9 protein-coding genes and 1 pseudogene are annotated in these 12,999 nt (G+C 66.4%); 5 read left to right on the top strand and 5 right to left on the bottom strand.

The features are described from left to right. Positions 1 to 98 precede the first annotated feature (98 nt). Together ACI1V7_RS12810 and ACI1V7_RS12805 are read right to left on the bottom strand one after the other, a co-directional pair. Entirely contained in the window at positions 99 to 1,760 is a 1,662-nt protein-coding gene (locus tag ACI1V7_RS12810) for a cation acetate symporter (RefSeq protein ID WP_404532133.1), read from the bottom strand. Then, positions 1,757 to 2,104 carry a DUF485 domain-containing protein gene (locus tag ACI1V7_RS12805; protein ID WP_404532132.1) on the bottom strand — a complete coding sequence of 116 codons (348 nt, stop codon included), beginning with the start codon at positions 2,102 to 2,104 and terminating at the stop codon, positions 1,757 to 1,759. The genes ACI1V7_RS12810 and ACI1V7_RS12805 overlap by 4 nt, the downstream gene beginning before the upstream one ends. Before the next feature lie 174 nt (positions 2,105 to 2,278). Between ACI1V7_RS12805 and prpR the strand changes: the two genes are divergently transcribed. From prpR to ACI1V7_RS12785, 4 genes and pseudogenes are all read left to right on the top strand, one after another. Beyond that, a complete protein-coding gene (gene prpR / locus ACI1V7_RS12800; protein WP_404532131.1) occupies positions 2,279 to 3,922 on the top strand; it encodes a propionate catabolism operon regulatory protein PrpR in 1,644 nt (547 codons plus the stop codon). A gap of 164 nt (positions 3,923 to 4,086) precedes the next feature. After that, complete coding sequence (locus ACI1V7_RS12795) at positions 4,087 to 5,127, top strand: porin (RefSeq protein ID WP_404532130.1); 1,041 nt, start codon at positions 4,087 to 4,089, stop codon at positions 5,125 to 5,127. A 144-nt stretch (positions 5,128 to 5,271) separates the two neighbouring features. Further along, positions 5,272 to 6,648: pseudogene (locus tag ACI1V7_RS12790) on the top strand (pyridoxal-phosphate dependent enzyme). Further along, positions 6,645 to 7,829 carry a trans-sulfuration enzyme family protein gene (locus tag ACI1V7_RS12785; protein WP_404532129.1) on the top strand — a complete coding sequence of 395 codons (1,185 nt, stop codon included), beginning with the start codon at positions 6,645 to 6,647 and terminating at the stop codon, positions 7,827 to 7,829. The pseudogene ACI1V7_RS12790 and the gene ACI1V7_RS12785 overlap by 4 nt, the downstream one beginning before the upstream one ends. A gap of 95 nt (positions 7,830 to 7,924) precedes the next feature. Here ACI1V7_RS12785 and ACI1V7_RS12780 read toward each other — a convergent pair whose 3' ends face one another. The 3 genes from ACI1V7_RS12780 to clpS form a co-directional block, all read right to left on the bottom strand. Next, positions 7,925 to 9,538 carry a methyl-accepting chemotaxis protein gene (locus ACI1V7_RS12780; RefSeq protein ID WP_404532128.1) on the bottom strand — a complete coding sequence of 538 codons (1,614 nt, stop codon included), beginning with the start codon at positions 9,536 to 9,538 and terminating at the stop codon, positions 7,925 to 7,927. A 215-nt stretch (positions 9,539 to 9,753) separates the two neighbouring features. After that, positions 9,754 to 12,054 carry an ATP-dependent Clp protease ATP-binding subunit ClpA gene (gene clpA, locus ACI1V7_RS12775; protein WP_404532127.1) on the bottom strand — a complete coding sequence of 767 codons (2,301 nt, stop codon included), beginning with the start codon at positions 12,052 to 12,054 and terminating at the stop codon, positions 9,754 to 9,756. After that, positions 12,051 to 12,353: an ATP-dependent Clp protease adapter ClpS gene (gene clpS, locus ACI1V7_RS12770; RefSeq protein WP_027864722.1), complete on the bottom strand. Its 303-nt coding sequence runs from the start codon at positions 12,351 to 12,353 to the stop codon at positions 12,051 to 12,053. The genes clpA and clpS overlap by 4 nt, the downstream gene beginning before the upstream one ends. 336 nt (positions 12,354 to 12,689) lie before the next feature. Between clpS and ACI1V7_RS12765 the strand changes: the two genes are divergently transcribed. Continuing rightward, a complete protein-coding gene (locus ACI1V7_RS12765) occupies positions 12,690 to 12,893 on the top strand; it encodes a cold-shock protein (protein ID WP_290411651.1) in 204 nt (67 codons plus the stop codon). Positions 12,894 to 12,999: the final 106 nt, after the last annotated feature.

Below are 12,999 nucleotides of genomic sequence, written 5' to 3'. Positions count from 1 at the left end.
GTCCCCGCGAAGGCGGGGACCCAATTTATGCAGGCATTGACGCTGCGCTCGCAAATTGGATCCCCGCCTGCGCGGGGACGACGTGGTGATGGTGCGATTTAGTGGGCCGATGCCGCCGACGCGCCGATGCCCGTTTCCGAACGCACTTCCTGCGCCTCGAAGCCGGCCTTGTCGATGGCCGCGCGCGGGCTCTTGTCGGTGACCGAGAACAGCCACACGCCCACGAAGCCGACGATCATCGAGAACAGCGCCGGCGAGGTGTACGGGAAGATCGCGGCGTCGTTGTGGAACACGTCGACCCACACGGACTTCGACAGCACGGTCAGGCCGACGGCGGTGGCCAGGCCCAGGAAGCCGCCGACGGTGGCGCCGCGGGTCGTGCACTTGCTCCACAGGACCGACATGAACAGCACCGGGAAGTTGGCCGACGCGGCGATGGCGAAGGCCAGCGACACCATGAAGGCGACGTTCTGCTTCTCGAACACGATACCGAGCAGCACGGCGATCACGCCCAGCACCATGGTGGTCATCTTCGACACGCGCAACTCGCTGCCCGGGGCCGGCTGGCCCTTCTTGATGACGGTGGCGTACAGGTCGTGCGACACGGCCGAGGCGCCCGACAGCGTCAGGCCGGCCACGACGGCCAGGATGGTCGCGAAGGCCACGGCCGAGATGAAGCCGAGGAAGATGTCGCCGCCCACGGCCTTGGCCAGGTGCACGGCCGCCATGTTGTCGCCGCCCAGCAGCTTGCCGGCCGCGTCCTTGAAGCCGGCATTGGTGCCGACCAGCACGATGGCGCCGAAGCCGATGATGAACACGAGCACGTAGAAGTAGCCGATCCAGGTAGTGGCCCACAGGACCGACTTGCGCGCTTCCTTGGCGCTCGGGACGGTGAAGAAGCGCATCAGGATGTGCGGCAGGCCAGCCGTGCCGAACATCAGCGCCATGCCGAACGAGATGCCGGATATCGGATCCTTGATGAAGCCCCCCGGACCCATGATGGCATCACCCTTGGCATGCACTTCGACGGCCTTGGCGAACAGCGCTTCCGGGCTGAAGTTGTACAGGGCCAGCACGGAGAAGGCCATGAAGGTGGTACCGGCCAGCAGCATGACGGCCTTGATGATCTGCACCCAGGTGGTGGCGGTCATGCCGCCGAACAGCACGTAGACCATCATCAGCACGCCCACCAGCACGACGGCGATCCAGTAGTCCAGGCCGAACAGCAGCTTGATCAGCTGGCCGGCGCCGACCATCTGGGCGATCAGGTAGAACAGCACGGTGACGAGGGTGCCGGAAGCGGCGAACATGCGCACCGGCTTCTGGGCGAAGCGGTAGGCGGCGACGTCGGCGAAGGTGAAGCGGCCCAGGTTGCGCAGGCGCTCGGCCATCAGGAACGTGAGCACGGGCCAGCCGACCAGGAAGCCGATCGCGTAGATCAGGCCGTCGAAGCCGTTGGCGAACACGGCCGCCGAGATGCCGAGGAAGGACGCGGCCGACATGAAGTCGCCGGCGATGGCCAGGCCGTTCTGGAAGCCGGAGATGCCGCCGCCGGCCGTGTAGAAGTCGGAAGCGGAACGGGTCTTGGCCGCGGCCCACTTGGTGATGAACAGGGTCAGCACCACGAACACGGCGAACATGATGATCGCGGTCCAGTTGGTGGCCTGCTTGGCGGACTGGCCGAGGTCCGGCGCGGCCAGGGCGAGGTTGCTGGCCGCGAGCAGCGCCAGCGGGGCGGCGTGTCGGAGGCGGGCCATCATGCGCGCACCTTGACCGGCTGGGCTGCCTGCGCCGGGACGGCGGCGACGTTGTTCTGGATCGCCTCGGTCAGCGCGTCGAATTCCCGATTGGCGCGGCGCACGTAGATGGCGGTGACGGCCACGGTGAACAGGATCACGAACAGGCCCAGGGGCACGCCCCAGGACATGACGCCGGAACCGATCTTGGAAGCCATGAACGGCTTGTCGAAGGCATTCAGGCAGGTGAAGCCGTAATACACGATCATCACGGCCCAGGTGAGCATCCAGCCGTAGCGGGAACGCGTCTCCTTGAGTTGTTGGTAATTGGGGTCGTTCTTGACCCGCTGAACGATGTCTTGGTCCACTTTGTCTCCAATCATTCTATCTATGTATGCCCAGCTGATGCCGATGGCTAAGGTCGATCCTAGTGGCGCCCCCTTACCCGATTCTTACGGCGGCCCGGAAAATGCCTAATTCACGTGTTTCACCCTGAAACGTGCTGAAACACGGCGGCGTGCCGATCGATTACACTGGCGCACATGAGCCCCCTCCCCCGCCTTCCCGCCGCGGCCGGCCAGGACGACGCCGGCAAGCCGGTGATCTGGACCGTCTCCGTCTCGCGCCTGTCCGAACTGTTCCGCCACATCACGCCCGAGTACGACCACCTGGCCCGCATCGAGGCCCTGCACCTGGGCTTCGACGAGGCCGCGCGCCATATCCGCGAACGCATGGCCAGCGAAGGCTGCGATGTGGTGATCGCGGCCGGTTCGAATGCCGCCTACCTGAAGGGCCGCGTGTCGGTACCACTGGTGGTCGCCCAGGCCAGCGGCTTCGACGTGATGCAGGCGCTGGCACGGGCGCGCCGGCTGTCGGCCAGGATCGGCGTCGTCAATTACCAGAAGCCGATGGCGGAACTGGCCGAGTTCGCCGCCACGTTCGGCCTCGTGATCGAGCAGCGCACCTACGTCACGGAAGAAGACGCGCGCGCCGCCGTGGCGGAGCTGAAGGCGTCCGGCATCGAGGTCGTGGTGGGGGCCGGCTTGATCACGGACCTGGCCGAGGAAGCGGGCCTGCAGGCCGTGTTCGTATACTCGGCCGAGTCGATCCGGCGCGCCTTCGACGATGCGCTCGAGATGGCGCGCCAGACGCGGCTGGAGGCGGGCCGGGGACGGGGCCGCCGCGCCGACGCCGCGGCGGGCGATGCGCGCCGCGCCCGCCGCGGCCTGAACGACCTGCGCGGCGATTCGGCGGCCATGGAAACGCTGCGCCAGGCCGTCGTGCTGTACGCGCGCTCGCCGGCGACGGTGCTGATCCAGGGCGAGACGGGCACCGGCAAGGAACTGGTGGCGCAGGCGATCCACCGCGAAAGCCCGCGCCGCGCGGCGAACCGCCCGTTCGTGGCCGTCAATTGCGGGGCGATCGCGGAATCGCTGCTGGAATCGGAGCTGTTCGGCCACGAGGAAGGCGCGTTCACGGGGGCGCGCCGCGGCGGCCATGCGGGCCTGTTCGAGGCGGCCGACGGCGGCACGCTGTTCCTCGACGAGATCGGGGAAATGCCGCTGGCCCTGCAGACGCGCCTGTTGCGCGTGCTCGAGGAGCGCGAAGTGATGCGCGTGGGCGGCACCCGGCCCGTGCCGGTCGACGTGCGCGTGGTCAGCGCCACCCACTGCGACCTGGAGGCGCGCGTGCGCGAGGGACGCTTTCGCGCCGACCTGTTCTACCGCCTGGCCGTGCTGCGCCTGGCGCTGCCGCCGCTGCGCGAGCGCGCCGAGGACATCCCGATGCTGGCGGAATGGGCGCTGAAGAATGCGCTGGCGGCGCTGAGCGCGCGGCCCCACCCGAACCTGGCGGCCGAGATCGCCGCCTGCGCCCCGCTGCTGCAGGGCTATGCCTGGCCCGGCAACGTGCGCGAGCTGCGCAACCTGGCCGAGCGCCTGGCGCTGTTCCTGGCCGCCGAGCCCCTGCAGGCGCTCACGCCGGCCTTCCTGGCGTCGCTGGCGCCGGAACTGGGCCGCGCCGTGACGCCGGCTGCGGCCACCGCAGCCGCAGCCGCTCCCGCGGCGGCGCATCCGGAAAGCCTGGCCGAGGTGCTGGCGCGCTTCGGCGGCCAGCGCGACGCCGCCGCGCGCCACCTGGGCATCAGCCGCACGACGCTGTGGCGCCGCCTGAAAGCGCAGGCCTGATCCACGGGCCGGGGTGTGGCGCCCGCGGCCCCTGCCAAGGGACCAGTGTTGCCCATATTTAATCGACTTTCCCCGACGGATAGGTAATATGGCCGGTTGTTCGGAGCGCGTCGCCCTCGCTGGCCCAACGCTCCGGCTCTCGTCGCCCTTACCGGAGAATCGTCATGCAATCCAAATACCTCGGGGCCGCCCTGGCCGCCACCCTGCTCGCTAGCCATCCATCGTTCGCCTCGGCCCAGACCGCCGTGACGATCTACGGCGTCCTGGACGCCGCCATTTCCTCGCGCGACACCGGGGGACCGGAAGGCCGCCAGACCGCCCTGAACTCGGGCGAGCAGACCGCCAGCCGCTTCGGCCTGCGCGGCACCGAGGACCTCGGCAATGGTCTGAAAGTCATTTTCAACCTCGAAGGCAATATGGGGATCGACACCGGCACGACCGATTCCGCCCTGTTCAGCCGCCGCTCCGTGGTCGGCCTGGAAGGCGATTTCGGCAGCCTGACGCTGGGCCGCGACTATTCGCCGATCGGCATCGTGTCGCTAGCCAGCGACGTCTCCGGCCAGGGCTTCTACGGCACCAACCTGACGGCGTTCTCCGCCAACCGCCTGACCCGGCGCCTGGCGAACTCGGTCAACTACAAGAGCGCCAGCTGGCATGGCCTGAACCTGCTGCTGGCCTATGGCGCCGGCGAGGGAGTCACGCCTGCCACCCCGAATGCGCCCTCCGGCGACACCCGCGCCGCCGGCCTGGAATTCCGCCACGACAACCTGTACCTGGGCGCGGCATTCCATGCGATCCGGCGCGTGGCGGCCGACGACGACAAGGAAAGCGCGGCCGGCGCCGGCTACACCTTCGACAGCCTGCACAAGCTGGAACTCAAGGGCAGCTGGATGCAAACCGATCGCGTCGGCTTCGACAAGTTCCGCCAGCTCAGCCTCGGCGGCGCCATGCCGTTCGGCCCGCACAAGGTGTACGTGAACCTGCAGCGTTTCGAACAGGGCGACGCCGCCGGCAATGCCTGGGGCCTGGCCTATACCTACACGATGTCCAAGCGCACCAACCTGTACGCGACCTACGGCGGCGTGGACAACAACCGCCTGGGCGTGTTCGGCATCGCCTCGTCCTCGAACACCGTGGCCCCCGCGGCCACCAACCGCGGCGCCGACGTCTCCGTGGTCTCGCTCGGCATGCGCCACATGTTCTGAGCCGGGAGCGAACGGCGCTGGACGCCGTGCAAACACGCCTCTCCGAAAAGCCGTATCATGTTTTTTCATCATGACCGGGCGCCCATCCGGCGTCCGGGGCACGCCTGCTGCGCCCATGAAGCGCAGCGCTTTTTCGGAGGCACCATGCAAGACTTGTCGCAAGCCGCATTGTTCTCGTTGATCGGCAATACCCCGCTGGTCGAGGTCACGCGCATGGACACCGGTCCCTGCCGCCTGTTCCTCAAGCTCGAATCCCAGAATCCCGGCGGCTCCATCAAGGACCGCGTCGGCCGCGCCATGATCGAGGCGGCCGAGCGTGATGGCCGCCTGCAGCCCGGCGGCACGGTGGTCGAAGCCACCGCGGGCAACACGGGCCTGGGCCTGGCCCTCATCGCCCGCATCAAGGGCTACCGCGTCGTGCTCGTCGTGCCGGACAAGATGGCGTCCGAAAAGATCCTGCACCTGAAGGCGCTGGGCGCCGAGATCCACCTGACCCGCTCGGACGTCGGCAAGGGCCACCCGGAGTACTACCAGGACCTGGCCGCCCGCCTCGTCAAGGAAATCCCCGGCGCCTGGTTCGCCGACCAGTTCAACAACCCGGCCAACCCGCAGGCCCACGAGACGACGACCGGCCCCGAGATCTGGGACCAGATGCGCCACGAGATCGATGCCATCGTCGTCGGCGTGGGCTCGTCCGGGACGCTCACCGGCCTGTCGCGCTTCTTCGCGCGGGTGCAGCCGGACCTGGAATTCGTGCTGGCCGACCCCCAGGGCTCGATCCTGGCCGACTACATCAAGACGGGCAAGGTGGCCGAGGTGTCCGGCTCCTGGGCCGTGGAAGGCATCGGCGAGGACTTCATTCCCGCCATCGCCGACCTGTCGCGCGTGAAGAGCGCCTATTCCATCAGCGACGAGGAAAGCTTCAACACGGCGCGCGAACTGCTGCGCCAGGAAGGCATCCTGGCCGGCTCCTCCACCGGCACGCTGCTGGCGGCCGCCCTCAAGTGGTGCCGCGCCTAGACCGAACCGAAGCGCGTCGTCACCTTCGTGTGCGATACGGGCACGCGCTACCTCACCAAGGTGTACAGCGACGGCTGGATGGTCGACCAGGGCCTGCTGCAGCGGCCGAAGACGGGCGATCTGCGCGACCTGATCGGGCGCCGTTTCGACGACGGCGAAGTCGTCACCGTGGCGCCGACGGACACGCTGCTGACCGCCTTCAACCGCATGCGCGCGGCCGACCTCGCGCAGCTGCCCGTGATCGACAAGGGGCGCCTCGTCGGCCTGATCGACGAGTCCGACATCCTGCTCCATGTGACGAGCGAACGCGAACGCTTCCAGACCCCGGTCGCGCACACGATGACATCCGACCTGCAGACGCTCGCGCCGTCCGCCGGCATGCAGCAGCTGCGCGACATCCTCGACCGCGGCCTGACCGCCGTCATCGCCGAGGGCGACCGCTTCTACGGCCTGATCACCCGCTTCGACCTTCTCAACCACCTGCGCAGGACTCTGACGTGACCGATTCCCGAGACACCACCAAGAAACACATCGCCACCCGCGTCATCCACGGCGGCCAGGCGCCAGATCCCAGCACGGGCGCCGTCATGCCGCCCATCTACGCGACCTCGACCTTCGTCCAGGACAGCCCGGGCGTGCACAAGGGCCTCGACTACGGCCGCTCGCACAACCCCACGCGCTGGGCACTGGAACGCTGCGTGGCCGACATCGAGGGCGGCAGCGCGGCCTTCGCCTTCGCCTCGGGCCTGGCGGCCATCGCGGCCGTGCTGGAACTGCTGCCGGCCGGCTCCCACATCGTGGCCGGCGACGACATGTACGGCGGCACCTACCGCCTGTTCGAGCGGGTGCGGCGCGCGAGCAGCGGCCACGAGTTCACCTATGTCGACCTGACCGACCCGCTGGCGCTGGCCGGCGCGCTGCGGCCGGAAACGAAGCTCGTGTGGATCGAGACGCCGACCAACCCGATGCTCAAGCTCGCCGACCTGCGCGCCATCGCCGCCCAGTGCCGCCTGCACGGCGCGCTCACCGTGTGCGACAACACCTTCGCCAGCCCCATCAACCAGCGGCCGCTCGAGCTGGGCGTCGACATCGTCGTGCACTCCACGACCAAGTACATGAACGGCCACTCGGACGTGATCGGCGGCGTGGCCGTCGTCGGCCGCGAAGACCGCCACCAGCCCCTGCGCGAGCGCCTGGGCTTCATCCAGAACGCGGTGGGCGCCATCCAGGGCCCGTTCGACAGCTTCCTCGTGCTACGCGGGATCAAGACCCTGGCGCTGCGCGTCGAGCGCAGCAACGCCAACGCCCTCGACCTGGCGGCCTGGCTCGAACGGCAGCCGAAGGTGAAGCGGGTGCACTACCCGGGCCTGGCCTCGCACCCGCAGCACGAACTGGCGCGGCGCCAGATGCACGGCTACGGCGGCATCATCTCCATCGACCTGGACACCGACCTGGCCGGCGCGCGCCGCTTCCTGGAACAGTGCGAGGTGTTCACGCTGGCCGAGAGCCTGGGCGGGGTGGAAAGCCTGATCGAGCATCCGGCCATCATGACGCATGCGACGATTCCGGCGGAGCAGCGGGCGGCGCTGGGGATCGGCGATGGCTTGATCCGGCTGTCGGTCGGCATCGAGCATGTGGAGGACCAGAGGGCGGATCTGATGCGCGCGTTGGACGCGATCTGAAAAGACCGTCGCCCCTGCGCAGGCAGGGGCCCAATGTTGCATGCGTCATGTCAGCGCTTGAACAATTGGGCCCCTGCCTGCGCAGGGGCGACGCGTTAGTTGAAGGCCAGCGCCGGCATCCTGTTCACCGCCGCGTCGTTCGCGACCATCTCCTCCGCCACGCCCTCCTTTACCTTGAACGTGGCCACCACGTCCGTCAGCTGCTCCGCCTGCATCCGCATCGCATCCGCCGACGCCGCCGCCTCTTCCACCATGGCGGCGTTGCGCTGGGTCGCGTGGTCCATCTCGTCGATCACGCGGCGCACCTGGGCGATGCCGGTGGCCTGCTCGGCGCTGGCCGCATGGATCTTCTGCAGCAGGTCGGCCACCTGCTGCACGCGCTCCAGGATCTGGCGCATGGTGCCGCCGGCCGCACCGGCGATGCCGGCGCCCGACTCGATGGCGCCCGTCGAGGCGCCGATCAGCGCCTTGATTTCCTTGGCCGCCGAGGCCGAGTGCTGGGCCAGGTTGCGCACCTCGTTGGCCACCACGGCGAAGCCGCGTCCTTCGGCGCCGGCGCGCGCCGCCTCCACCGCCGCGTTCAGCGCCAGGATATTGGTCTGGAAGGCGATCCCGTCGATCATCGACGTGATGTCGCCGATCCGCGCGGCCGATTCGCGGATGGTCTCCATCCGCTCGACCATCTGGGCCACGGCATCGGCCCCTTCGCGCGCCACGCTGGATGCGGCCAGCGCCAGCGCGTTGGCATCGCTGGCATTCGCGTGGTTCTGTTCGACGGCGTCGGTCAGCTCGACCATCGAGCGCACCGTCTCGTGCAGGCTGCTGGCCTGTTCCTCGGTGCGGTCGGACAGGTCGCGGTTGCCTTCGGCCATCTCGGCAGAGGCCTGGTCGATCATGCGCGCGCTGTCCAGCACGCGCACGACGGTGGCGGACATCCCGTGCGTCATGTGGTTCAGCGCATCGAACATGCGGCCGATCTCGTCGCCGCGGCGGTGCGCGATGGTCGCGCACAGGTCGCCCTCGGCCACCCGCTCGGCCAGGCGCACGGCTTCGCGCAGCGGCGTGACGATGCCGCGCGTGAGCAGCCAGGCGGCGCCGCAGCCGACCAGCAGCGCGGCCGCGCCGAACGCGAGCAGCACGTTGCGGCTGGTGACGAAGTCCTGCGCCGAGGCGTCGGCCAGCGCATGCGCCTGGCTGGTCTGGGAGGCCAGCAGCGCTTCCAGCGCGCCCGTGTAGGCATCGAAGGTCTTGGCCAGTTCGTTGGCGGCCAGTTGCTCGACTTCCTGGGTCTTGCCGAATTCCTTGGCCTGGAACACGCGCTTGCGCACGTCCAGGTAGGCGGCACGTGCCGCCGCCGCGCGCGCGGCCAGCTGCACTTCGCCGGGACCGGCGGGCAGTTTCGCCAGGCGCCCCTCGATGGCCGCGACGTCTTTTTCGCCCTGCGCGAGCTGGGCCTGGAAATAGTCGGACAGTTCGAGGCTGTCGCTGCGCGCGATGCTGACGGTGCGCACGCCGTTCAGGCGCGTCACGCCCAGCAGCTCCGACGTCGCCTGCTGGCGCGCCAGCTTGTTGTCGACCAGGTCGCGGGTGGTGCTGTCGGCCGCGCCCATGCGCCACAGGGACACGATGGAAATCAGGATGATGGCCAGGGAGACGACGGCGAAGGCGCCGAGGATCTTGGTGCCGGTACGGAGGTTGTCGAAACGCATGTTGCGCATGTTGAACAAGGTCTGGGTTCAAGGGATGTGCGCAGTATAGGAAGTCTTTGTGACGCCCTCATGAAGAAAATGTTATTTAGAAACAATAATTTACGACAAGACAACATCGCATTGCATGGACGAAAAAAAGCCCGCACGGGGCGGGCTTTCGTAGCGGCCTGGGGGCCGCGCGATCCGGAGATCGCGTGTTCTTGCATGAGCAGCGCTTACTCGATCTCGACCGTCTCGACCGGCTCCGGCGGCGGCGGCACGTCGCCTTCCGGGAACTCGAGGACGACGTCGTCCTTCTCGTTCAGGTCCACCGTGACGCGTCCGCCGTTGACCAGGCGGCCGAACAGCAGCTCGTCGGCCAGCGCCTTGCGGATCATGTCCTGGATCAGGCGCGACATCGGACGGGCACCCATCTGCGGATCGAAGCCCTTCGCGCCGAGGAACTTGCGCAGCTTCTCCGTGAAGACGGCTTCCACCTTCTTCTCGTGCAGCTGTTCTTCCAGCTGCATCAGGAACTTGTCCACGACGCGCAGGATGATCTCCTCGTCCAGCGCGCGGAAGCTGATGATCGCATCCAGGCGGTTGCGGAACTCCGGCGTGAACATGCGCTTGATGTCGGCCATCTCGTCGCCTGCCGCCTTCGAATCCACGAAGCCCACCGAGCGCTTGGTCAGGCTTTCGGCACCCGCATTCGTGGTCATGATGATGATCACGTTGCGGAAGTCCGCCTTGCGTCCGTTGTTGTCGGTCAGCGTGCCGTGGTCCATCACCTGCAGCAGGATGTTGAAGATGTCCGGATGGGCCTTTTCGATCTCATCCAGCAGCAACACCGCATGCGGCTTCTTGGTGATGGCTTCCGTCAGCAGGCCGCCCTGGTCGAAGCCCACGTAGCCCGGCGGCGCACCGATCAGGCGCGACACGGCATGGCGTTCCATGTACTCCGACATGTCGAAGCGCACCAGCTCGATGCCGAGGATGAAGGCCAGTTGCTTGGCCACCTCGGTCTTGCCGACACCGGTCGGACCGGAGAACAGGAAGGAGCCGATCGGCTTGTCCTGCTTGCCCAGGCCGGCGCGGGCCATCTTGATCGCGGACGCCAGCGCATCGATGGCCGGGTCTTGCCCGAACACGACGTTGCGCAGGTCGCGGTCGATGGTCTGCAGCTTGCTGCGGTCGTCCTGGTTGACGCTCTGCGGTGGAATCCGCGCGATCTTCGCGATGATGTCCTCGATCTCGGTCTTGCCGATGGTCTTCTTCTGCTTCGACTTCGGCAGCACGCGCTGGGCCGCACCGGCTTCGTCGATCACGTCGATCGCCTTGTCCGGCAGGTGACGGTCGTTGATGAAGCGGGCCGCCAGTTCGGCCGCCGTCGACAGCGCCGACGCCGAGTACTTCACGCCGTGGTGCTCTTCGAAGCGCGACTTCAGGCCGCGCAGGATCTGCACGGTCTGCTCGACCGACGGCTCGTTGACGTCGACCTTCTGGAAGCGGCGGGACAGTGCATGGTCCTTCTCGAACACGCCGCGGAATTCCGTGAACGTGGTCGCGCCGATGCACTTCAGCTGGCCGTTGGCCAGTGCCGGTTTCAGCAGGTTCGATGCGTCCAGGGTGCCGCCCGAGGCGGAACCGGCGCCGATGATCGTGTGGATCTCGTCGATGAACAGGATGCCGTTCGGGGTGTCCTTCAATTGCTTGAGGACGGCCTTCAGGCGCTGCTCGAAATCGCCGCGGTACTTGGTGCCGGCCAGCAGCGCGCCCATGTCCAGCGAATACACGACGGCATTCTGCAGGATCTCGGGGACGTCTTCCTGGACGATGCGCCATGCCAGGCCTTCGGCGATGGCGGTCTTGCCGACACCGGCCTCGCCCACCAGCAGCGGATTGTTCTTGCGGCGGCGGCACAGGATCTGGATGACGCGCTCGACTTCTTCCTCGCGCCCGATCAGCGGATCGATGCGGCCGTCGGCGGCAGCCTTGTTCAGGTTCTGCGTGAACTGGTCCAGCGGGCTTTCCTTCGTCTGGCCCTCGACCTGCGCTTCTTCCACGCCTTCCGACGCCTTCTGGCTGTCGATCTGCTGGTCCTTGCGCACGCCGTGCGAGATGAAATTGACCACGTCGAGGCGGGTCACGCCCTGCTGGTGCAGGTAGTAGACGGCGTGCGAATCCTTCTCGCCGAAGATCGCCACCAGCACGTTGGCGCCGGTAACTTCCTTCTTGCCGTTCGAGGCCGACTGCACGTGCATGATCGCGCGCTGGATCACGCGCTGGAAGCCGAGCGTCGGTTGGGTGTCGACCTCGCCGGTGCCCGGCACGGTCGGTGTGTTGTCGCCGATGAAATTCGTCAGGGTCTTGCGCAAGTCGTCGATATTGACCGCGCACGCACGCAGGACTTCAGCGGCCGACGGGTTGTCGAGCAGCGCCAGCAGCAGGTGTTCGACCGTGATGAACTCGTGCCGAGCCTGCCGCGCTTCGACAAAGGCCATGTGTAGAGATACTTCTAATTCCTGCGCAATCATACTTCCTCCATCACGCACTGCAGGGGGTGGCCTGCCTTGCGCGCATGCGTTAATACAAACTCCACCTTGGTACACGCGATATCTTTGGAAAACACACCGCACACACCCTTCCCATGGCGGTGTACGGAAAGCATGATCTGCGTGGCCGTCTCGCGATCCTTGTTGAAGTACTCCTGGATGATGGCGACCACAAACTCCATCGGCGTGTAGTCGTCATTCAGCAGCGCCACCTGGTACAGAGGGGGTGGCTTGACGGTCTGCCGCTCCAGCAGCTGTTCAGTATCGTGCTTGGTTGCCATAGGGGTATTCTAGAATGCTTTCAATCTTCGTGTGTGCGGAAACTAACGTTCAAGCCAATCCCATTTGTTTTCCATCTTACGCGTTTTCCGTTCTGTGCGCAGATGGCGGTGCGATTGCGAAAATCAAGACTTGTTTTCGAGACATTGAACACGCATGCCTGAGAATTTTTACAAGCCGCTCTCAAAAGCGCTTGACTTACAGGATTATTGCACCAACAATGCAGTTATTGACATGTACTTATGTGTTTGTTGATAAGAAGTGAGCAGGCTGAGGAGGGGGCAAAAGCTTCTTGCTTTTATGGCTCGTGTGATTTGTTTTCATTTGAAAGTTCTTTTATGGCAACAGGTACTGTGAAATGGTTCAATGATTCCAAAGGTTTTGGTTTCATCACGCCGGATGACGGCGGCGAAGATTTGTTCGCACACTTCTCCGCAATCAATATGCCCGGCTTCAAAACCCTCAAAGAAGGTCAAAAAGTCCAGTTCGAAGTCACGCAAGGCCCTAAAGGCAAGCAAGCTTCCAACATCGTCGGCGCCTAAATCCCGCCTCCGGAAGCTCCAACCCCGCTACGGCGGGGTTTTTCGTTTACTGCCCTCCCCTCCCAATAAAAAAGCCCCGTCACCTGCGCACGGGGCCTGCATGCGC

The organism is Massilia paldalensis (assembly GCF_044901715.1).
Taxonomy (GTDB): domain Bacteria; phylum Pseudomonadota; class Gammaproteobacteria; order Burkholderiales; family Burkholderiaceae_D; genus Telluria; species Telluria paldalensis.
The sequence above is the reverse complement of the archived record's forward strand: the minus strand, read 5'-3'. Positions and strand labels throughout refer to the sequence as shown.

What these genes read in the sequence shown, in the direction of transcription:
- ACI1V7_RS12810 (WP_404532133.1), bottom strand. Translation starts at nt 1,760, where the DNA reads ATGATGGCCCGCCTCCGACACGCCGCCCCGCTGGCGCTGCTCGCGGCC.
- prpR (WP_404532131.1), top strand. Translation starts at nt 2,279, where the DNA reads ATGAGCCCCCTCCCCCGCCTTCCCGCCGCGGCCGGCCAGGACGACGCC.
- ACI1V7_RS12795 (WP_404532130.1), top strand. Translation starts at nt 4,087, where the DNA reads ATGCAATCCAAATACCTCGGGGCCGCCCTGGCCGCCACCCTGCTCGCT.
- ACI1V7_RS12780 (WP_404532128.1), bottom strand. Translation starts at nt 9,538, where the DNA reads ATGCGTTTCGACAACCTCCGTACCGGCACCAAGATCCTCGGCGCCTTC.
- clpA (WP_404532127.1), bottom strand. Translation starts at nt 12,054, where the DNA reads ATGATTGCGCAGGAATTAGAAGTATCTCTACACATGGCCTTTGTCGAA.
- clpS (WP_027864722.1), bottom strand. Translation starts at nt 12,353, where the DNA reads ATGGCAACCAAGCACGATACTGAACAGCTGCTGGAGCGGCAGACCGTC.
- ACI1V7_RS12765 (WP_290411651.1), top strand. Translation starts at nt 12,690, where the DNA reads ATGGCAACAGGTACTGTGAAATGGTTCAATGATTCCAAAGGTTTTGGT.